The organism is Roseibium sp. RKSG952, assembly GCF_009711355.1.
On record NZ_SMMF01000906.1, the window covers coordinates 1 to 18,792 of the forward strand.

Sequence of the window (18,792 nt, forward strand, 5' to 3'; positions counted from 1 at the left end):
TTGTGCTCTACCCCTGAGCTACACCCGCATTTTCGCTTCGAGAGGCCCAAAATCCGGCCCCCGTCGCTGAGGTGGGGAGTATATGAACCATGCGAGATCGGAATGCAACAGACATTTTTGTATTTTTTTGAAAGGCGGGAAGCTGTGGATGGACTGTGATTTTCCCGAAGGGGAAATAGCGGAACATGCCCGGATCCGGTGGTGGAACTGCTTGAGTCTGTGCGTCAATTCGCGCTAGACAACCGGATCGAATATCGAACGCAGGACTTGCCCCATGCCAGCCAGCCGCGCGGATTTGCTGGATTTTCTCGCCGACCTGGGAATTCCCGTGAGAACCGTTGATCATCAGCCGGTGTTTACCGTGGCTGAGTCCGGGGATCTGCATCAGCGTATTCCCGGCGGGCACACGAAGAACCTTTTTGTGAAAGACAAGAAGGGACGGCTTTTTCTGGTCGTGGCTTTGCATGACGCAGTGATCGACTTGAAGAAGCTGCACCAGATTGTTGGCGCACAGGGGCGGGTATCGTTTGGAAATGCCGATCTCCTTATGGAAACCCTCGGTGTTGTTCCGGGATCCGTCACGCCGTTTTCCCTGATCAATGACCGCGAAGACCACAAGGTTACACCGGTGTTCGATGCGGCTATGATGCAGCATGAAATCTTGAACTTTCACCCCTTGTCGAATGATGCGACGACCTCGATTGCCAGTGCGGATCTGCTCAGGTTCGCGGAAAACTGCGGGCATCAGGTTCAGGTATTGGCAGTCAGCCAGGACGAGGGCGCGGGACAGCCGCATAACGCGTGAAACCGCCATTTGTAATTCGGTACCGAGCGCGCCATGTTAGAACGCGAAGACGTGCATCGGCCGACGGCGGCAATCTGATGTTACGAGCATTTGCCCGACAATGAAGAGGCGCAAGCAATGAGCAACGGAAACTTCACCATGGGTGGATCGGTGGCCGGTGGCTTCGGAGGAAACTTCGGAGGAAACGGCGGGTTTGACGGAGGCAATGGCGGCACACCGTCCGGTGGCGATGACCTGATCAAGGATGTGACGACCCAGACCTTCATGCAGGACGTGATGGAGGCATCGCGCCAGCAACCTGTTCTGGTGGACTTCTGGGCGCCCTGGTGCGGGCCGTGCAAGCAGCTCACTCCGATCCTGGAAAACGCTGTCAAGGCCGCCGGCGGCACGGTGAAGCTCGCCAAGATGGATATCGACCAATACCCGGAAATTGCCGGCCAATTGGGGGTTCAGTCGATCCCGGCCGTCATTGCTTTCAAGGACGGTCAGCCGGTTGATGGTTTCATGGGGGCGCAGCCGGAAAGCCAGGTCAAGGCCTTCATCGAAAAACTCGGAGGTGCTCCGGCGCCGAACCCGGTTGATGCCTATCTTGAGCAGGCCGATACCCTGCTTGCAGAAAATGACTTCGGTCAGGCCGCACAGCTTTATGGCGGTGTGATGCAGATGGAACCGGACAATGTCCGCGCGCTTTCCGGACTGGCCCAGTGCTATATTGCGACCGGCGATCTGGAGAAGGGCAAGCAGGCGCTGGAAATGGTGCCGGAAGACAAGCATCAGGACGGCGCCTATACGGCCGCACTGGCGGCATTGGAGCTGGCGGAGCAGGCCGAGGCACTTGGGGATCTGGCAGAGCTTGTGGAGCGCATCGAAAAGGACCCGCTGGACCTTCAGGCCCGTTTCGATCTTGCGCTCGGCCTTAATGGCAAGGGGGACCGGACGGCAGCCGTTGACCAGCTGATCGAGATCGTGCGCCGCGACCGGGCATGGAACGAGGATGGTGCGCGCAAGCAGCTGCTGCAGTTTTTCGAGGCATGGGGCACCAAGGAACCGGCCACCAACTATGGGCGCCGGAAACTGTCTTCGGTCCTGTTTTCTTGACCCGAAGCCCTTCTCGCTACATCTACGAAACCAATTGCGTGGTCTGCTGGCCACGCCGCCGCTCGCAACAAAAGCTGAAGGAACAGGAGCATGCAGGCCGGAAACGCCATTTATGAAACCATTGCGGATCTTCCGCCGGTGTTGCCGGTGTTTCCTTTGTCGGGCGCGTTGCTTTTGCCGCGCACGCAGCTCCCGCTCAATATTTTCGAGCCGCGCTATATCGACATGATCGACGATGCCTTGTCCGGCAACAGGCTGATCGGCATGGTCCAGCCGGCGTCCGATGAAGAAAGCCAGAGGTCGGACCGGCCGCGTCTCGCCCAGGTTGGGTGCGTCGGGCGCTTGACGAGTTTTCAGGAAACCGGCGATGGGCGGTATATGATCACGCTTCAGGGGGTGACGCGGTTCGCTGTTGGCCGAGAGCTTGAGACAATCGCCAAGTTCCGCTGTGTCGAATGCGACTTCGCCCCCTTTGCCGCAGATCTCCAATGTGGCAATGGCGAGGACGACGTGGACCGCAACGGTCTGCTGAAGGCACTGCGCGCCTATCTGGATGCCAACAACCTGGAGGCCGACTGGCAAAGCGTTGTCGAGGCCGAAACCGAGGTGCTGGTCAATGCGCTTTGCATGATGTGCCCTTATGGGGCTCAGGAGAAACAGGCGCTTCTTGAGGCGCGGGATCTGAAAACCCGCGCCGAAACACTGATCGCCATCACGGAAATGGATCTGGCCCGTTCTCAAAACGGCGAGGGCGGAACGACCCTTCAATAATCTGGGCAGGACGACGACCGGACATGAGTGAACAAACCAATCCCGAACGGCAGGTCAATCGCAAGCTTTTGGAGCTTCTGGTCTGCCCGGTGACAAAAACGACGTTGGAATATGATGCGGACAAGCAGGAGCTGATCTCGCGCGCGGCCAAGCTTGCCTATCCGATCCGCAATGGCATTCCGATCATGCTTGCCGAGGAAGCGCGGGCTCTGGAGGATTAACCGGCAGGCTGGTACCGGTGCTTCAGGCCGGTGACGGGACAGAAGCGTTGACAAAAAAACACCGGAGCCCCGAGGCTCCGGTGTTTTTTTGGGGTCTACTCGACTGTCTTAAAAGACGTTGGGGTAGATATACATCACGATGACGCGCTGGATCAGGATGATCCCGAGCAGGACGATGATCGGAGAGATATCGATCCCGCCCAGATTGGGCATCATTCGCCTGATTGGCCGCAAGACCGGCTCCGTCAGATTGTACAACATCTGGCCTATTGTCGCGATCACCTGATTGCTCGAATTGACGATGTTGAAGGCGTAGAGCCAGGAAAAGATGGCGGCGGCGATAATGATGTACGTGTAGAGGTTCAGGGCTATGAGAACCACGTCGAGAATTGCGCGCATTTAGAACCTTCCGTCACCAGATGCTTCGAGCTTTTCAGATCATTTAGCGGGCTGGCCGTGGGACTGCAACCCGGTTCGTCAGTGTTGCAGGTTTCAAACGTTTGTTCCCTGATGCGCAATTGCAACAGCTCCGGGATTTCCGGAACGTCAGGACTCTTGTTAAGGCGCGCATGCTATTGTCCGCTCAAACGCGTGTCTTTTCGGGAAATTCGGTCAATGACGATTGCAAGAACAAAGCCCATATTTGCTGCAAGTGTCGCAGCAGGTATATTGGCCGGTGCCGGAATCGCGGTGGCGCAAGACACGGCGCCGCCTTTGCCCCAGAAACAATATGTTCTGGAGCTTGGAGTTGGGGCCCGGGTCCAGCCGCGGTACGAGGCCGCCGATTCCTATATAGTCTATCCGTTCCCGCTGATTGGTGTGGGCCGGTTTTATGTGCCCGGACTTGGGCAGGTCAAAGACGGCCGCGACTCGAGGGGCATCTTTGTCTACCCGGCTTTCAATTACATCGGTGAGCGCAAGCCAAGTGACAACCGGGCGCTGCGCGGGACGGAAAAGATTGACTGGACCCTCGAGCTGGGTGCGGGCGCCGGTTACCGGTTCCGGAACTTCAGGGTCTTTGCGGAACTTTTGCAAGGCATCAATGGCGAGACCAGCCAGAGCGGGCAGGTCGGTTTTGACGGCATTTTCTATCCGCTCGACAAGGTGGAGTTCAGCATTGGTCCACGCGCGACCTTTGCAGCAGACGGGTATATGGATACCTATTTCGGTGTGACCGACTCCGAAGCTGCCGCCAGCGGTGGAACATTGACGCCCTATGATCCCGATGGCGGATTCAAGAGCGTCGCATTGGCTGCGCGGGCGAGCTACGCCTACACCGACAATGTGAAACTGCACCTTCTGGGCCGCTACGACCGGTTCGTTGGAGATGCCGCTGACAGCCCGATCGCAAAGACAGGCGATGAGAACCAGTTTACCATTGGCCTCGGCATGACCTACCGCTTTGCGTTCGATGTGTTCAAGTAGGAAACACTTGGTGCTGCGCGGAGCCATGACGGGCCGCGCAGCCGATCAAGTCATCTTAGCGGTTATCTCGGCCCATGGTGCTTGTGTCCATTCGGCCCGAAAAATTGGTGCGATTACGGCCTGGGATCAAGCACCTAGTAAGCGCACGTCTTCAATGTGATTCCGTCGGGCAGTTTGGTTTTTTCATTTCCGCATGCGTCGATGAGGCGGGCGGGATCAAGGCCGCGAACCCCGGACAGGTCGGCACCCGGCAGGCGGGTGTGCCGCAACAAAGCGCCGGAGAGATTGGCTCCGTGCAGGTCGGCGTTGGTCAGATCGGCGCTGGAAAGCCGGACACCACTCATGTCGGCCTCCCGAAAACTTGTCCGTTGTGCATTGACCCTGTCGAGATCGGAATTGATCAGCCGTGCATTTGAGAAGTCCGCGTCACTGAGATCTGCCCGTTCAAGGTCGACCCCGTCCATTTTGGCATCGTGAAAATTTCCGTTTGTGGCGCTCGTCCGGATCATCGTTGCCTGCCGCATGTCGGCACCTTCGAAAGTCGCGCCGTCCATTCGGGTTTCATTCAGGTCCGCGTTCCGCAGATCCGCCCGGTCGAACTTTGTCTTGACGAGATCTGCTTTTTCCATGTCGACGCCGCGCATTGAGGCATGACGGAAATTGCTTTCCGATAGATTGGCGCGCTCCAGCTCGGTCCTGCGCAGATCGGCTTTCTCGAAATTGCCACGCGCCAAAATCACCTCTTTCATGTCCGCTTCACGCAGGACCGCGCCCGAGAAGTCGGCGCCAATAATCTCAAGCCCGCGCAATTCGCCAAGCCGAAGGTCGCAATTTGCGCAACCGCCATCCTTCTGAAGTTTTCCGATGTCCTGTGCCAGTCCGGCAGCAACCAGGCCGCCGGTTGCCAGGACAGCGACCGTCGCAATATTGAATGCGGTATGGAGCAATTTTCTTGCCGTCATCGTGCCCCCTGATCGTTCATGGCCTTACCTAGATGTAAGCCTTGTTGGTGACCGGATAAAGGCGGATTTTAAGAGTGTGGCCGACCGTTCTTCAGCCGTATGGATGAAGGCCTGTTCAAGGCAAGCCGGGAAAAAGAGTTCACATGTCCGCTGCCCGGTCGAAGGGCCGGGGCAGGCGGGGTCGCAGTTTGCCTGCCCCTTTCCTTCATCGGGCGCTGACGACGCAGAACCAGACGATCAGCTTGGCCACTACAGCGCAAAACCCTTGCCAAATGGTTGGCAAAACACGTTTGCGGGCTGAAAGAATGATTTTTCTCGCCCGCCGCCCCAAATTTCTGATCCGGCACGCGCACCCATGGGGCTAGAGTTGCGAGAGTTCTCCAGCTGTCAGTTGAATTCATAGCGCAGGTTCACTGTAGAATTCCTGCCGAGGGCGTGAAAATTCTCCTCGACCCAATGCTGCGCGGAGCGGCGTCCGATGTCCTTGAGTTCCGTCAGAAAGGCCCATTCGGCATTGACCTTGGAGGATGCTGCAAGCGGTTTCAGATCCTCTGCCGCAATCCGGTGAAACAGGACCCGCATATATTCCTCCGACGAGAGCTTTCCTTCATCAATCAGCTTTGTGACAAACCCGATGGCACGCATTTCCTTCAGTAGCGAGGCGTTGAAGGTGATCTCGTTGAGCCGGTTGAGGATTTCGCGCGCCGAGCGCGGGGTTTCCCGGCGTTCGACCGGATTGATCTGGACGAGTATGACATCCCGCGTCCTGGTTTCGTAGAACAGCGGATAGAGCGGTGGATTACCCATGTAACCACCATCCCAATAGGGCTCGCCATCTATTTCAACGGCATGAAACAGGTGGGGCAGGCAGGCCGAGGCCATAACTGCATCAAGGTTGACTTCATGCCCGCCGAAGACCCTGATCTTGCCCGAATAGACATTTGTCGCCGCGATGAAGACCCTCAACGTTTCGCAACAGTTGACCGCGTCGAAGTCCACCACATGGTCGACAATTTCCCGCAAGGGATTGATGTTGACCGGGTTGAACTCGTAAGGGGATGCAAACCGTGAGATCAGGTCAAAGGCAAGATAGCTCGGTGAAAAATCAAGGCTCCATTGGTTCAGGGCGATATCAACCGGAGAGCGGCGGATGGGACTCAGAAAAGCCTGTTGGCTGACATGCCACCAGAATTTCTCGAGCGCCTCCCGTGCGCCCGCGTTTCCGCCTTTTTGGAAGCCGCTTGCAAGTACCACCGCATTCATGGCGCCAGCGCTTGTACCCGTCACCCCGTCGATCTGGAAGCGCTCGTCTTCCAGAAGCCAATCGAGAACGCCCCATGTAAAAGCGCCATGCGCGCCCCCACCTTGCAGGGCAAGGTTGATCTGTTTTGTCTTGGCCCGCGCCATGGATCTCTGTGGTCCTTATCGAAGGGAAAGGCTCATTCGGCAGTCCATCCGCCATCGATCGGAAGAAGCGAACCGGTAATCGAGGCGGCCGTGTCCGTACACAGGAAAACAGCAAAGCCGGCGACTTGCTCGACCGTGACGAACTCCTTGGTCGGCTGACCCGCGAGCATCACATCGGTCTTGACCTGTTCCTCGGTGATCCCGCGCGCCTTTGCCGTATCGGGGATCTGTTTTTCAACCAGTGGCGTCCAGACGTATCCCGGACAAATGGCATTGACGGTGATGCCATGGGTTGCGGTTTCAAGGGCAACGGTCTTGGTCAGGCCGCCGATGCCGTGCTTAGCCGCTACATAGGCCGACTTGAACGGTGAGGCGACCAGAGCATGGGCAGATGCGGTGTTGATAATACGGCCCCAACCGCGTCTTTTCATGCCGGGCACGGCCGCCCGCATCGAGTGGAAGGCCGAGGACAGGTTGATGGCAATGATCATGTCCCATTTGTCGGCCGGGAATTCCTCAATCGGGGCAACATGCTGGATACCGGCATTATTGACGAGAATGTCAACGGACCCCAGATCGGCCTCGGCCATCTCGACCATGCCGGTGATTTCATCCGGTTTCAGCATGTTTGCTGCGGAATACAGGCACTTGACCCCGAAATCGCTTTCAATCTGCGCACGCTCAGCCTCGATGGCATCGGCATCGCCGAGACCATTGATCACGATATTTGCACCCTGTTCGGCCATGGCGCGCGCAATTGCGAGGCCGATGCCGGAGGTTGAGCCTGTCACGACTGCGGTTTTGTTGGAAAGCATTACCGACACTCCCTAGAAATTGTGCGAGGCAACTCTTCACCAAGTTTCCCCGCAGTGCAACAACCCAATGACTGTCGGCCCTTTATGTCTGCGGGGTAACGGTCATGTGCGGGGAGGGTGCTTTCCCGAAGATATGGATCGGGTTGCTGTCCAACAAGGCATGGGGACAAGGTCAGCTGGTATCGGTAATACCTTCGCCTGTGTCAGGACCGGCTCAGTTATGAGCTGAACTGTTGTTTTCCATCATGATCCGGTAGCCGGCCGTCAGGACCGAGATGCCGAGAACTGTGATGATGACTTGCCCCAGGCCCCATAGGATAAGGAGTTTCATAAGTATGAAAAAGCCGGGCAAGCTTTCTGTTAGTTGAAAGGTTCCGAATGCCAAAAGAAACATCAAGATCGCGAACGGCACGGATAAAAACACGTTTGCGAAGAACATCCTCCAACCCAGACCTTCACTTTTCACGTAGGACTCGCCCAACCCGAGCGGTTGGCCGACAGCTGTGGCCGGAAGGATCAGCGACATCCGCATGAAGGTCGGGATGGCAAAGATGGCGGCGAGTACACCCACAACCATTAGAATAATTGGCGATCCAAGCAGTGAGACAAGAAGGAAGATAAGCAGAAAAACAAACCAAAACAGGAAACCCAGAAGAAGGGATTTCAGAACAAACAGGGCTTCAATTCGGCCGAAGCGCAAATGAACCAAAGATGGTTGCTCGCCCAAAAGCCCGAAGCGATGCCAACCTACGGCAATCGACGCTGAGGCCATTAGGAAAATAAGGACCTGAACCAAGACATGTATGATGTCTCCGGCGTTCATGGCGTGTGACGGATCAGGCTCTCCGATCACCACTTGAACTGCAAAAGTGACAAGGAATTGAAGAACGAACCACGCTCCAACCAACTTGAAAACGGTTTCCAGATTCCAGAAGACAAGCTGGAAAGCATCGTACGCCAATCTTTTAAACATGTGGGATCCAGAGGGTAAGAGGCGCTAAATTTCACTATTGGTAAATCAACCAAGGTGCGGGCACTCTTAATCAGCTCCGTATTTTTCGCAACCTTTTGGCGGTTTGCGGGAACAGAACCGTTATGGTCGCCATTGCCCTTTGGCTTATGGCACACTAATCAATCGGACAGGATGGCTGCGGCCAAAAACAAACCGGATTATTTGAAACGATGATCGATGATGTCGCAAGACCGAAGCCGCGCCGGCTGTCTGTGCCGGTCCGGGTGGGAAATGTAACGATGGGCGGTGATGCACCGGTTGTCGTCCAGTCCATGACCAATACGGACACGGCCGACGCGGATGCAACGGTTGCTCAGGTTGCCGCACTGGCTCGGGCAGGCTCTGAAGTTGTCCGGATTACGGTGGATCGTCCGGAAGCTGCCGCCCAGGTGCCGCGCATCCGCGAGCGGCTGGACCGGATCGGGATCGACGTTCCGCTGGTCGGCGATTTTCATTATATCGGCCACAAGCTGCTGAGCGATTATCCGGATTGTGCGGCAGCGCTGGAAAAATACCGCATCAACCCGGGCAATGTCGGTTTCAAGGCCAAGAAAGACACCCAATTCTCCCAGATCATCGATATTGCGCTCAAACACGACAAACCGGTCCGTATCGGCGTCAATTGGGGGTCGCTCGATCAGGAACTCCTGACCCGGCTGATGGACGAAAACTCCGTCAGCGAAACGCCCATGTCCGCGGCTGCGGTGATGCGCGAGGCGATCATCCAGTCCGGTTTGCTGTCTGCACAGAGGGCTGAAGAGCTCGGAATGGGCCGGGACAAGATCATTCTATCGGCAAAGGTCAGTCAGGTGCAGGACCTGATCGCCGTTTATGCCGATCTGGCAAACCGCTGCGATTATGCGCTGCATCTGGGGCTGACCGAAGCCGGCATGGGGACCAAGGGGATCGTTTCTTCGGCAGCGTCCATGGGGATCCTGTTGCAGCAGGGGATCGGCGACACCATTCGCGTCTCCCTCACGCCGGAGCCGGGTGGAGACCGCACCCGCGAAGTGCAGGTGGCGCAGGAGTTGCTTCAGGTAATGGGTTTCCGGGCGTTTGTGCCGGTTGTGGCCGCATGTCCGGGATGCGGACGGACCACTTCCACGGTCTTTCAGGAGCTTGCCAGCGACATTCAGGACCATATACGGGACTCCATGCCCAAGTGGCGTGAGCAATATCCTGGTGTCGAAAATCTAAATGTTGCGGTCATGGGGTGCATCGTGAACGGCCCGGGCGAATCCAAGCATGCGGATATCGGGATCTCGCTTCCGGGCACAGGTGAAACACCGTCCGCACCGGTGTTTGTCGACGGCGAGAAAGTAACGACCCTGCGAGGCGACCATATTGCTGATGAATTCAAGCAGATGGTTCTGGACTATATCGAGCGGCGGTATGGGCAGGGGCGTTCGACCTCTTCGACCAATGCGGCGTAACGGACAGGCTTGATCATGTCGCAGGCACCGGTTGGAGAAACCGCTCCCAAGAAAACCGTTCTGGTAATCACATCCCAGGTGGTGCGCGGTGGCATCAGCGGCCGGGGGCTGGTGTTTTCACTTGAACGGCTGGGCCATACGGTCTGGTTCTTGCCGACCATTTTACTGCCATGGCATCCCGGCCAGGGGCGGGGAACGCGGATTATTCCCCCGGTCGGGGAGTTCGGTGCACTCGTGTCTGATTTGGCGCAGTCCTCCAAACTTGCCGAGGTCGATGCCGTCATGTCCGGTTACCTTGGCGATGCCGGGCAGGCCGGGATCGTTGCCGGCATCGTTCAGGCTGTAAGGGAGCAAAACCCGGAAGCGGTCTATCTGTGCGATCCGGTTATTGGTGATCATGTCAGCGCGTCCGGTGGGGGGCTCTATGTGCCGAAAGAAACCGCCGAGGCGATCCGGGACACGCTCTTGACACTTGCCGACATCGCCACTCCGAACAGTTTCGAACTGGGGTGGCTGACGGGCCGCGACATCGGCACGGAAACCGAAGCCCTGTCCGCCGCACGTCTGCTCGGGACACCGCGTGTTCTTGTCACGTCGGCACCCGCGCTCCGGCGCAATGCCATTTCCAACCTGCTTGTTACCCCCAACGGGGCGTATTCTGCTGAACACGCAGCCATTTTGGACCCGCCTCACGGCACCGGTGATCTTGTTGCAGGTCTTTTTCTGTCCGGTTGGCTGGACGGTTTGAAAGAGGAAACAGCGCTTGTCCGCGCAGCCGGGGCGACATTTGAAATTGTCGCCCGCAGCGTGAAGAAGGGGGCGGATGAGCTTCTGCTGCCGCAAGAGCAACAGTCCCTTGTCCGGCCAATGGCTCTGGTTTCCAGCCGCCGCGTGCTGGAGGCCGTGGCGCGGGCGTGACCGCCATGGCAGACCCACTGGCAGATATATGGGTGGCCGGTGTGGATGGCTGCAAGGCTGGCTGGATCGCGGTTTTGAAACCGGTGTTGGGGTCTGGCCAGCCGGTCTTGCGCTGTTTTGAAAGTTTCTCCGAGGTTCTCGATTGCACGCCTAATCTGTCCGTAATCGCGGTAGACATGCCGATCGGCTTGCCCGACACGGTGGGCCTTGGAGGACGCGGGCCGGAGCAGGCGGTGCGCAAGCATTTGGGGATGCGCCAATCCTCGGTGTTTTCCGTGCCATCAAGAGCAGCCGTCTATTGTGAAGACTATCCTGAAGCCTGCCGTGTAGCGCTGCAAACCTCCGATCCGCCGCGAAAGGTCTCGAAACAGGCGTTTCATCTTTTTCCCAAAATCCGGGAAATCGATGCGTTGTTGACACCCGCACATGAGGACCGGGTGTTTGAGGTGCATCCCGAACTTGCGTTTTGGCGGCTGAATGGGGGCACTGAAATGAGCTTGCCGAAGAAGGTCAAGAGTCGGCCAAATCCGGCAGGTCTGAATCAACGGCGGGACCTTCTGGTTACATGCGGATTTGAAGCCGGGTTCCTTGATGAAAACCCGCCGCGAGGCGTGGGACGTGATGACCTGCTTGATGCTGCAGCCAATTGTCTGATCGCCGATCGGATATGGCGTGGCCTTGCCTTCCCCTTTCCCGCAAAATTCGAAAGGGATGCAAGAGGAACAAGGATCGCGATCTGGGCCTGATACGGATTGCCTTTGCGCCACCGGGGACGACCGTATTTTTTTGGTCCAGAATCTTCCGCCAATTGCCCGGGTTTATGGATATATGCCGTGCTTCGGATGGGTGAGTACGGGACGGCATCCGTTTGCCGTCCAATCGTTATCCGGTTTCAAGCCGGTTTAACGGCGTGGACCACCTCCATGGGGACCCCATCCGCCAGGGCCGGGGCCAAATGCCGGGCCGAGGGGGCCAAACGCTGGACCAGGTCCCCAATACGGTCCGAACCCTGCGAAAACAATCGGGGACGGAGTGCGGTAGTAAGTAGCAGGGTAATTATAGTAGACGACGTCGACCGGCGTTTTCCTTTTGACTTTTTCGGCCGACGTTACTTTGACAGGAACGGTGTTGATCCCCAGTTTGCCGCCCACGACCGAGATTGGCAGCCCCTGGTAGGGGCCTGCGGCCGCAGAGCCCAGATAACTCGAATCAACCCAACCTTGTGCCTTTGGTGAGGTTACACTGCACCATCCGTAATTGTTCGAGCAGTCCGAAACGGTGACGTTCTGATCCTTGATCAAGGTGGCGAGAATGCCGTTCCCTGTCCCCGGACCACTGCGGACGTTTACGTCCGTCAGGGCGTATGCGGGCGCTGACGCGGTTTGTTGTGCGGGAGCGGGGGCCGCTTGTTGGGCGGGTGCGGTGACAGCTTGCTGGACCGATGTTGATGCTGCCGGGGTTGCTGTGCCGACTGCAGGCTGAGGGGCAGCGGCAGAGGGCGAGGCCGCAGAAGTTGCGGACGACGGTACCGCAGCTGGCAGGCCCGTCGCTGTGTTTGAGCCCGTCGCCTGGGGGGCTGCCGTTGCGTTCGATTCAGCGTTTATGGCTGGAGGGGGTGATGATGAGGTGGTGTCGGTAGAAGTTTGTGCCATGACGGCGGTCGTGGACAAAAGAACGGCGGCCAATCCTAGAGCAATTGATTTTCGAAACATATCACACTCCGATAAATGCTGAGGCTCGGGTATTCAGGTGTGTGTGTTTTCTTTCGACCGCCAATGAAATTTAATTAATGATTTTCAAGTCTTTGTTCACGAGACGGGCATATTGTTTCCGGTAGTCAATTTTACGTCTTCGCGCTGTGTTGGTGAAAAGAAAAAATTTCCGGATTGGGAACCGTGATCAATTCATGGTCAGGCTAAGCCGCTCTTTTTGTTGCTCTTAAAGGAACAATCGCGCACTCTCATGCGAATGGGAGGGATACATGCGGCTTTTTCTTGTTCTTTTGATATTTGGTTTCCTTGCGGTCTCCCAAAAGAGCATCGCAAGTGATTTGCATGCCGGGTACTATTACCCGGCACCTGACACGCGGGAAGTCTATGTCGCAAACGTCCCGGCCGCTCCGGACGCTTCGGAAAGTTCGCGTGCTGCCTTCGTCGTTGGCCTTGCTGCCCAGCAGCTCAAACAGGGCCATTCACCGGGCTATCACCTGTTTGCCAAAGGTGAATACCTTGAGAAAATCATCATCATTGCGACCGAAACCGACCGGTATGACACCTTGTACCGGATGAGGGCTCTTCTGGCATCCCTGACAAGCATGGCACGGGCAACCCCGCTTTTTGCCCAATCCGCGCAGCCTTACGAGCTGAATTTTCTGGATTTCTGCAAGTTGATGGGTTTCCGGCAGGTTACGGTAAGCGATGGAGAAACATTCGCTCACCAGATCACGATCCGCTGAAACCAAGGGTTCTGCTCAGAACCAGGGACCGGGGCCCGGCCCGAAAGGTCGTGGGCCCGGCCCCCAATACGGTCCCGGCCCCCAAGCGGGGCCTACGCCGAAGTAAAATGCCGGTCCGCGCGGTGGCGGTGCCACAGGATAGTTCCGGTAGACCACATTGGGGCGGTAGACCGGGTAGTTTGGTACAAGGCGGGGAATACCAAGGGCGGCCCCAACCGAGGAAAGCGGGCGATTGTAGTAGAGGCCGGGCGCAGCGAACCCGATATAGCGGCCTGACACCCAACCGCGCGCGCCGGCATAAGCAGCATCGCACCAGGCATAGGTGTTTGTGCATCTGAATACGAAAACCGGCTGACCGCGCGGGACCGTTGTAATGACCGGATAGTTGGTTCCCGGGCCGGTACGGAAATTGACTGCGCCAAGTGCATTCGTCCGGTAGGGGCCGGAATTTGCATAAGCGCTTGTCACCGATAGCAGGAGAGCGGCAACGGCTAAGAGAACTGGTCGACGTAACATGGACTGCTCCGGAAAGGGTTCGGACCAGACTTCAGAATGCGAGATGACGTAAGGTTGCGCCAGTAAATTCTTTTAACGATCAAGATCGCCGTTCAACCAGGCGCGAAATTGCGAGCGGGTTCCGAAAAACGCGTTGCGGTCGACGTCCCCTTTGACGCCGGCAACACGGCCCTCGGCCGTGTATTGCCAGAACACCCAGTCATCGCGGTCCTCATAGATGTTCATCGGGTGGGTTGCGACCGACCGCAGCCAGAAATGTTCGTCCTTGAAGGCACCGACCAGACGGTCCCGATGGAAGTCGACTGACGAATAGATCACCGGGCGCTTGCCGTAGTGCTTTTCCACTTCATCGAGAAAGTGGTCCATATCGCGGATGATTTGGGCCCGCGGCGGCCGGTCGCGGCAAGTCTTGGAGTGGGCGTTCCATTCCATGTCCAGCACCATCGGGAGGGCATCCGGGTCAACCGGGATGATCTCCTTCACCCAGGATACCTGTTCTTCCACCGGGCGGCAGAAATAATAGAAATGGTAGGCACCACGCCGGACGCCTGCGGCCTGGGCTCCGTACCAGTTGTCCAGAAACCGGGGGTCATAGTGATCTCCGCCCTCCGTCGCCTTGATCCATGCGAATTCGGTTCCGTCCCGCTTGACCTCCTGCCAATCGATATCTCCCTGCCAACGCGAAACGTCGATGCCGTGGATTGCATAGTCCTCCGGTGTCGGGTCGGGGAAGTCATAGGCAGAACAGCTGCTGACAAACACAAAGCTGGCGATTGAGCAAAAGGCTTTGACTAGGGCGAGCAAGGCGTCCTCACGGGGTTCGGCAAAACTGCGATCAGCAGCGACTATGCCGTGTTTCTACGAGCAGAAGTTGGATTGAAGCTGTTGTGATGACAGATCTTGGTCACAATGCGGCTGAATGGGCACAGTTTTGCCGCATTCACCCTTGGCCAGAGCCCGTTATCCGGACAAAAGCGCGTGATCAGGCATGTTGACTTTTCATTTGCCGGGCGCGGCAGAATCCGTATGACTGGCACTTCCCTGCCGCGCAAGCTCAAGAGACCCCATGACTGATCGTTTGACCATCGTCACCTGGAATATCAATTCCGTCCGGCTTCGCATGCCGATTATCGAGAAACTGCTCGAGGAAGTGCAACCGGATGTCCTGTGCCTTCAGGAAACCAAATGCCCGGATGCAAACTTTCCGGTAAATCCGCTAAAGAAGGCGGGGTATGAACACATCCAAGTGCATGGACAGAAAGGATATCACGGGGTTGCCACGATCTCGCGCCGTCCGCTTGGAAATGTCGAGCGCCGCGACTTCTGCGCCATGGGCGATTCCCGCCATATCGCCGTCGACGTGCCCTTCAATGGCAGCGCGCTGCGCCTCCATAATTTCTATGTACCTGCTGGTGGCGATGAGCCGGACCGGACTGTCAATGACAAGTTCGCCCACAAGCTCGACTTCATGGCCGAGATGCGGGACTGGCTGACCGGCGCCGAAACCGCCAAACCGGCCGTTCTTGTCGGTGATCTGAACGTAGCGCCTTACGAACATGATGTCTGGTCGCACAAGCAGCTCTTGAAAGTGGTCAGCCACACGCCGGTTGAAACCGGGCTGATGGAAGAGATCCGTCAGGCCGGCAACTGGCTGGATGCCATGCGCCGGTTCACGCCGCTGGACGAAAAGCTTTACACATGGTGGAGCTACAGGGCGAAGGACTGGTCCAAGGCCGACAAGGGCCGGCGGCTGGATCATGTCTGGGTGTCGGAAACCCTTGATCGCCATATCAAGAGCACCCGTGTGCTCCGGGAGGCGCGCGGTTGGGAAAAACCCTCCGACCACGCGCCCGTAGTCGCCGTGTTCGAGGCCTGATCGCTTGAAGCTTACGGCTCGATGATAATTTTCCCGAAAACCTTGCGCGCGTTTAGTTCGTGCAGGGCTTTCGGAATATCTTCTAGGCCGTAGGTTGCATGGATATGCGGCTTGATGCGGCCATGCGCGACCCAATCGAGCAACCGGGCCATGTTGGCCTTGTGTCCGTCCGGGTTTCGCGACACGGCATCCCCCCAGAAGACACCTTGCACATCGCAGCCCTTGAGCATGACGACATTCAACGGGATTTTGGGAATGCCGCCGGAGGCAAACCCGATCACGAGATATCGGCCTTCCCAAGCGGTCGCGCGCAGCGCCTGCTCGGAGAGGTCTCCGCCGACCGGGTCATAGACAACATCGGCGCCCTTGCCGCCGGTGAGCTCTTTCAGGGTTTCCTTCAAGGGATTGGCGGAATAGTCCAGCAATTCGTCCGCGCCGAGCTTTTTGGCGAATGTCAGTTTGTCCAGCGAGGATGCACAGGCAATGACGCGTGCGCCCATCAGCTTTGCGATTTCGACGGCGGCCTGTCCCACGCCCCCTGATGCGCCCAGCACGGCGACGGTCTCGCCAGCTTTCAACCTGGCCCGGTCGCAATAGGCGTGCAGCGTCGTCCCGTAGGTCACAGTCAGACCGGCGGCAATGTCGAACGGGACGCCGTCCGGCAACCGGACCAGTTTGTCTTCGGTGGTCACCACAAGTTCGCGCGCCGCGCCCCAGCCGACATACCCCATGACCCGGTCGCCCGGTTTGAAGGTGCTGACGTGTGCGCCCGTTTGCTCAACGATTCCGGCAAATTCTGCGCTCGGGGAAAATGGCGGATCAGGCCGGAACTGGTACTTTCCCCGCGTGATCAACGTGTCGAAGAAATTCAGCGCACAGGCCTCCACCCGCACGGCAATTTCAGTGTCCGACGGCACCGGGGCCGCAATATCGAGCACCTGGAGTTTTTCCGGGTCCCCAAGTTCGGTGCAAAGGCAAGCGCGCAAGGCCGGTCTTCCTCATGTCTGAACCAACATTGAGACGTTTGCTAGCATGGGCCTTGAAGCGGCTGCATCCCCTCCAATAGCTGTATAATAGTGGCGGGCCTTGTCTTGAGGTGCGGTTTCGACGTACACGGGCGATCACATCGAACAACGAGATCTTGAGTTATGCGCGGATATTTCGCCGTGGGCGCCGAAGGCCTGTCAAAACGGATGAATCTGGGGACGCTGATGCGTTCGGCCCATGCATTCGGGGCGAATTTCTTCTTCACCGTTGATGCGGATCAGAAGATCAGGAAAGCTCCGCCCTCGGATACGTCGAAAAGCCCCGGGCACTTGCCGGTGTTCAACTGGGACAGTGTCGAGACAATGGATTTGCCGCGCGGCTGCCAGCTGGTTGGCATCGAGCTGACGGATGAGTCGATTGATCTTCCAAGCTTTGGCCATCCGCTGCAGGCTGCCTATATCCTCGGGCCCGAACGCGGATCCTTGTCACAGGGCATGCTCGAGCGGTGCGATCATGTCGTGAAGATCCCGACCAAGTTCTGCATCAATGTTGCAATGGCCGGTGCCATTGTGATGTATGACCGTCATCGGGCGCTTGGCCGGTATGCGGACCGTTCGATCACGGCCGGTGCTCCGAAAACCGGGCGGGTCAAGCATGTCAGTGGTGGCCCGGTGATGCGGACCGGGCGGAAGGTCCCCGGCACCTGACGGGATCGGGGGAGCTGAGTTAGTCCACGTCGACGGACTGGTCGGCTTCAATCACCTGACGCAGCCTGCCAAAGGCCAAGCGGATGCGCGATTTGACGGTCCCGAGCGGCAGACCGGTCTTGTCCGCGATCTCGCTGTGGGACAACCCGATGAAGAAGGCCAGCCTGACGACTTCCCTTTGTTCTTCCGGCAGCGATTTGAGGGCCGCACGAACCCGCTTTTCGCGCAGACGTGCGTCAATTTCCGTGCCGGCATCGGCTGGACCGGTTGGATGGAGGGACGGATCCTCGGGATCGAGCTCGGCAGTCTTCTGACGGCGCAGCCGGTCGATCCGCCGGTTGCGCGCAATCCGGAACAGCCATGTGCTTGCCGAGGACTTTGACGGATCGAACAGGTCTGCCTTGCGCCATAGCGTCACCATGACATCCTGGGCGATCTCTTCTGCCAGATTGCCGTCAGCGCCCTGTTTCATCAAATAGCCCTTCAATCGAGGGGCAAAATGATCGAACAATTCCGTGAAGGCGGACTTGTCCCGGTCATTTGCAACCTTGACGATCAGGTCTGAAAAATACTGCAGCTGACCCGGCAAACCGCGCACTCCATGTTCATCATCCCTGTGTAACAGGTTCACAGCAATACGGAAGGCTTCGCTCGCCACACTCTTGCCGAATTTATCGCAAAAGCGTGATCGGATTATGGGGCCGCAGTGCGACCGGTTATCGTTTCTTCCAATGATGCCTCCGCTTCAACCCTTTCGTAACCGGCTTTAATTTATCATTAAAGCAAGGTTTATATGTCAGTAGGCATTTGTATGGAAACTGACCCAAGATTTGCGATCCAAACGGTGTGGAGATGATGCAAGCAAAAACGCTGGTTCTGGCCCTAGTCGGCCTTGTTATTTCGAGTGCAGCGGCTTTCGCACAGACGCCGACCCTGCTGAAGCAACACAGGGACTGGGCGGCCTATTCGCTGGATAGTGGCAGCGGAAAGGTGTGTTATGCCTTGACGAAACCGACGCAGATGCTGCCGGGCGACCGGAATCATGGTGACGTTTTCTTCTTTGTCACGTCCCGGCCGGCTGAAGGTGTCAATGCCGAACCCAGTCTGGTTGTCGGCTACCCGTTCAAGGCCCAGTCCTCTGTCACTGCCGATGTGGACGGCAAGAACTTCACCCTGTTCACCAACAATGATGGTGCCTGGGTCGAAAACGCTGCAACGGAAGCGCAACTGGTTGCGGCGATGAAAGCCGGACGCGAGATGAGTGTGAGCGGTGAATCCAGCCGTGGAACCAAGACGACATACAAGTTTTCGCTGTCCGGTGTGACGGCGGCGATCGATACAGCCGCGCAGGCTTGCCGATAAGACGAAGGTTCCGCACCCGTTA

Annotated in this window: 22 protein-coding genes; 12 read left to right on the forward strand and 10 right to left on the reverse strand. The window is 57.5% G+C overall.

The features are described from left to right. The first annotated feature begins 274 nt into the window (after positions 1 to 274). The 4 genes from E1297_RS17580 to E1297_RS17595 all read left to right on the forward strand — a co-directional run bounded on the left by E1297_RS17580 (position 275) and on the right by E1297_RS17595 (position 2,895). Positions 275 to 805 (forward strand): prolyl-tRNA synthetase associated domain-containing protein, encoded by a 531-nt coding sequence (locus E1297_RS17580; RefSeq protein WP_155140567.1) that lies wholly within the window; start codon positions 275 to 277, stop codon positions 803 to 805. 117 nt (positions 806 to 922) lie between these two features. Further along, positions 923 to 1,903, forward strand: coding sequence for a thioredoxin (gene trxA / locus E1297_RS17585; RefSeq protein WP_155140569.1), 981 nt, complete (start codon positions 923 to 925; stop codon positions 1,901 to 1,903). 90 nt (positions 1,904 to 1,993) lie between these two features. Continuing rightward, positions 1,994 to 2,674 (forward strand): LON peptidase substrate-binding domain-containing protein, encoded by a 681-nt coding sequence (locus tag E1297_RS17590; protein ID WP_155140571.1) that lies wholly within the window; start codon positions 1,994 to 1,996, stop codon positions 2,672 to 2,674. Positions 2,675 to 2,697: 23 nt separating this feature from the next. After that, positions 2,698 to 2,895: a Trm112 family protein gene (locus tag E1297_RS17595; protein ID WP_155140573.1), complete on the forward strand. Its 198-nt coding sequence runs from the start codon at positions 2,698 to 2,700 to the stop codon at positions 2,893 to 2,895. 108 nt (positions 2,896 to 3,003) lie between these two features. On the opposite strand, the gene E1297_RS17600 is transcribed toward E1297_RS17595, so the two are convergent. Further along, on the reverse strand, positions 3,004 to 3,294 hold the full coding sequence (locus E1297_RS17600; protein ID WP_155140576.1) for a YggT family protein: 291 nt from the start codon (positions 3,292 to 3,294) through the stop codon (positions 3,004 to 3,006). A 216-nt stretch (positions 3,295 to 3,510) separates the two neighbouring features. Here E1297_RS17600 and E1297_RS17605 point away from each other — a divergent pair, with 216 nt between their 5' ends. Continuing rightward, positions 3,511 to 4,320 carry a MipA/OmpV family protein gene (locus tag E1297_RS17605; protein WP_155140578.1) on the forward strand — a complete coding sequence of 270 codons (810 nt, stop codon included), beginning with the start codon at positions 3,511 to 3,513 and terminating at the stop codon, positions 4,318 to 4,320. 134 nt (positions 4,321 to 4,454) lie between these two features. Here the strand turns inward: E1297_RS17605 and E1297_RS17610 are convergent, their stop codons facing one another. From E1297_RS17610 to E1297_RS17625, 4 genes are all read right to left on the reverse strand, one after another. Continuing rightward, positions 4,455 to 5,282: a pentapeptide repeat-containing protein gene (locus E1297_RS17610; protein WP_155140580.1), complete on the reverse strand. Its 828-nt coding sequence runs from the start codon at positions 5,280 to 5,282 to the stop codon at positions 4,455 to 4,457. Positions 5,283 to 5,669: 387 nt separating this feature from the next. Further along, positions 5,670 to 6,689, reverse strand: a complete 1,020-nt coding sequence (locus E1297_RS17615) for a patatin-like phospholipase family protein (RefSeq protein ID WP_155140582.1) — start codon at positions 6,687 to 6,689, stop codon at positions 5,670 to 5,672. Between the two features lie 32 nt (positions 6,690 to 6,721). Then, on the reverse strand, positions 6,722 to 7,504 hold the full coding sequence (locus E1297_RS17620) for a 3-hydroxybutyrate dehydrogenase (protein ID WP_155140584.1): 783 nt from the start codon (positions 7,502 to 7,504) through the stop codon (positions 6,722 to 6,724). 214 nt (positions 7,505 to 7,718) lie between these two features. Then, positions 7,719 to 8,327, reverse strand: coding sequence for a hypothetical protein (locus tag E1297_RS17625; protein ID WP_155140586.1), 609 nt, complete (start codon positions 8,325 to 8,327; stop codon positions 7,719 to 7,721). A gap of 359 nt (positions 8,328 to 8,686) precedes the next feature. On the opposite strand from E1297_RS17625, the gene ispG reads away from it, so the two are divergent. Genes ispG through E1297_RS17640 form a run of 3 tightly spaced genes read left to right on the forward strand, consistent with a single transcriptional unit; the run spans position 8,687 to position 11,613 of the window. Continuing rightward, positions 8,687 to 9,949: a flavodoxin-dependent (E)-4-hydroxy-3-methylbut-2-enyl-diphosphate synthase gene (ispG, locus tag E1297_RS17630; RefSeq protein ID WP_155140588.1), complete on the forward strand. Its 1,263-nt coding sequence runs from the start codon at positions 8,687 to 8,689 to the stop codon at positions 9,947 to 9,949. A 15-nt stretch (positions 9,950 to 9,964) separates the two neighbouring features. After that, the gene (gene pdxY / locus E1297_RS17635; protein ID WP_155140590.1) at positions 9,965 to 10,867 is read left to right on the forward strand and encodes a pyridoxal kinase; all 903 of its coding nucleotides are present in this window, start codon (positions 9,965 to 9,967) and stop codon (positions 10,865 to 10,867) included. Between the two features lie 5 nt (positions 10,868 to 10,872). Then, a complete protein-coding gene (locus E1297_RS17640; RefSeq protein WP_155140592.1) occupies positions 10,873 to 11,613 on the forward strand; it encodes a DUF429 domain-containing protein in 741 nt (246 codons plus the stop codon). Between the two features lie 156 nt (positions 11,614 to 11,769). Here E1297_RS17640 and E1297_RS17645 read toward each other — a convergent pair whose 3' ends face one another. Then, positions 11,770 to 12,579: an SH3 domain-containing protein gene (locus E1297_RS17645; protein WP_155140595.1), complete on the reverse strand. Its 810-nt coding sequence runs from the start codon at positions 12,577 to 12,579 to the stop codon at positions 11,770 to 11,772. Positions 12,580 to 12,848: 269 nt separating this feature from the next. Between E1297_RS17645 and E1297_RS17650 the strand changes: the two genes are divergently transcribed. Beyond that, a complete protein-coding gene (locus tag E1297_RS17650; protein WP_155140597.1) occupies positions 12,849 to 13,322 on the forward strand; it encodes a hypothetical protein in 474 nt (157 codons plus the stop codon). Between the two features lie 15 nt (positions 13,323 to 13,337). Here the strand turns inward: E1297_RS17650 and E1297_RS17655 are convergent, their stop codons facing one another. After that, complete coding sequence (locus tag E1297_RS17655) at positions 13,338 to 13,838, reverse strand: SH3 domain-containing protein (protein ID WP_155140599.1); 501 nt, start codon at positions 13,836 to 13,838, stop codon at positions 13,338 to 13,340. A gap of 72 nt (positions 13,839 to 13,910) precedes the next feature. Next, a complete protein-coding gene (locus E1297_RS17660) occupies positions 13,911 to 14,642 on the reverse strand; it encodes a GH25 family lysozyme (protein WP_155140601.1) in 732 nt (243 codons plus the stop codon). A gap of 262 nt (positions 14,643 to 14,904) precedes the next feature. Between E1297_RS17660 and xth the strand changes: the two genes are divergently transcribed. Further along, entirely contained in the window at positions 14,905 to 15,714 is an 810-nt protein-coding gene (gene xth / locus E1297_RS17665; protein WP_155140603.1) for an exodeoxyribonuclease III, read from the forward strand. Positions 15,715 to 15,725: 11 nt separating this feature from the next. On the opposite strand, the gene E1297_RS17670 is transcribed toward xth, so the two are convergent. Beyond that, positions 15,726 to 16,700 (reverse strand): NADPH:quinone oxidoreductase family protein, encoded by a 975-nt coding sequence (locus E1297_RS17670; RefSeq protein WP_155140605.1) that lies wholly within the window; start codon positions 16,698 to 16,700, stop codon positions 15,726 to 15,728. A gap of 162 nt (positions 16,701 to 16,862) precedes the next feature. On the opposite strand from E1297_RS17670, the gene E1297_RS17675 reads away from it, so the two are divergent. Beyond that, positions 16,863 to 17,408, forward strand: a complete 546-nt coding sequence (locus E1297_RS17675; protein WP_155140607.1) for an RNA methyltransferase — start codon at positions 16,863 to 16,865, stop codon at positions 17,406 to 17,408. Between the two features lie 19 nt (positions 17,409 to 17,427). Here E1297_RS17675 and E1297_RS17680 read toward each other — a convergent pair whose 3' ends face one another. Further along, positions 17,428 to 17,997, reverse strand: coding sequence for a sigma-70 family RNA polymerase sigma factor (locus E1297_RS17680; protein ID WP_155140670.1), 570 nt, complete (start codon positions 17,995 to 17,997; stop codon positions 17,428 to 17,430). A 266-nt stretch (positions 17,998 to 18,263) separates the two neighbouring features. Here E1297_RS17680 and E1297_RS17685 point away from each other — a divergent pair, with 266 nt between their 5' ends. Beyond that, positions 18,264 to 18,770: an invasion associated locus B family protein gene (locus E1297_RS17685; protein WP_155140672.1), complete on the forward strand. Its 507-nt coding sequence runs from the start codon at positions 18,264 to 18,266 to the stop codon at positions 18,768 to 18,770. Positions 18,771 to 18,792: the final 22 nt, after the last annotated feature.

Coding starts and splice junctions, on each gene's coding strand:
- E1297_RS17580 (WP_155140567.1), top strand. CDS start 275: ATGCCAGCCAGCCGCGCGGATTTGCTGGATTTTCTCGCCGACCTGGGA.
- trxA (WP_155140569.1), top strand. CDS start 923: ATGAGCAACGGAAACTTCACCATGGGTGGATCGGTGGCCGGTGGCTTC.
- E1297_RS17590 (WP_155140571.1), top strand. CDS start 1,994: ATGCAGGCCGGAAACGCCATTTATGAAACCATTGCGGATCTTCCGCCG.
- E1297_RS17595 (WP_155140573.1), top strand. CDS start 2,698: ATGAGTGAACAAACCAATCCCGAACGGCAGGTCAATCGCAAGCTTTTG.
- E1297_RS17600 (WP_155140576.1), bottom strand. CDS start 3,294: ATGCGCGCAATTCTCGACGTGGTTCTCATAGCCCTGAACCTCTACACG.
- E1297_RS17605 (WP_155140578.1), top strand. CDS start 3,511: ATGACGATTGCAAGAACAAAGCCCATATTTGCTGCAAGTGTCGCAGCA.
- E1297_RS17610 (WP_155140580.1), bottom strand. CDS start 5,282: ATGACGGCAAGAAAATTGCTCCATACCGCATTCAATATTGCGACGGTC.
- E1297_RS17615 (WP_155140582.1), bottom strand. CDS start 6,689: ATGGCGCGGGCCAAGACAAAACAGATCAACCTTGCCCTGCAAGGTGGG.
- E1297_RS17620 (WP_155140584.1), bottom strand. CDS start 7,504: ATGCTTTCCAACAAAACCGCAGTCGTGACAGGCTCAACCTCCGGCATC.
- E1297_RS17625 (WP_155140586.1), bottom strand. CDS start 8,327: ATGAACGCCGGAGACATCATACATGTCTTGGTTCAGGTCCTTATTTTC.
- ispG (WP_155140588.1), top strand. CDS start 8,687: ATGATCGATGATGTCGCAAGACCGAAGCCGCGCCGGCTGTCTGTGCCG.
- pdxY (WP_155140590.1), top strand. CDS start 9,965: ATGTCGCAGGCACCGGTTGGAGAAACCGCTCCCAAGAAAACCGTTCTG.
- E1297_RS17640 (WP_155140592.1), top strand. CDS start 10,873: ATGGCAGACCCACTGGCAGATATATGGGTGGCCGGTGTGGATGGCTGC.
- E1297_RS17645 (WP_155140595.1), bottom strand. CDS start 12,579: ATGTTTCGAAAATCAATTGCTCTAGGATTGGCCGCCGTTCTTTTGTCC.
- E1297_RS17650 (WP_155140597.1), top strand. CDS start 12,849: ATGCGGCTTTTTCTTGTTCTTTTGATATTTGGTTTCCTTGCGGTCTCC.
- E1297_RS17655 (WP_155140599.1), bottom strand. CDS start 13,838: ATGTTACGTCGACCAGTTCTCTTAGCCGTTGCCGCTCTCCTGCTATCG.
- xth (WP_155140603.1), top strand. CDS start 14,905: ATGACTGATCGTTTGACCATCGTCACCTGGAATATCAATTCCGTCCGG.
- E1297_RS17675 (WP_155140607.1), top strand. CDS start 16,863: ATGCGCGGATATTTCGCCGTGGGCGCCGAAGGCCTGTCAAAACGGATG.
- E1297_RS17685 (WP_155140672.1), top strand. CDS start 18,264: ATGCAAGCAAAAACGCTGGTTCTGGCCCTAGTCGGCCTTGTTATTTCG.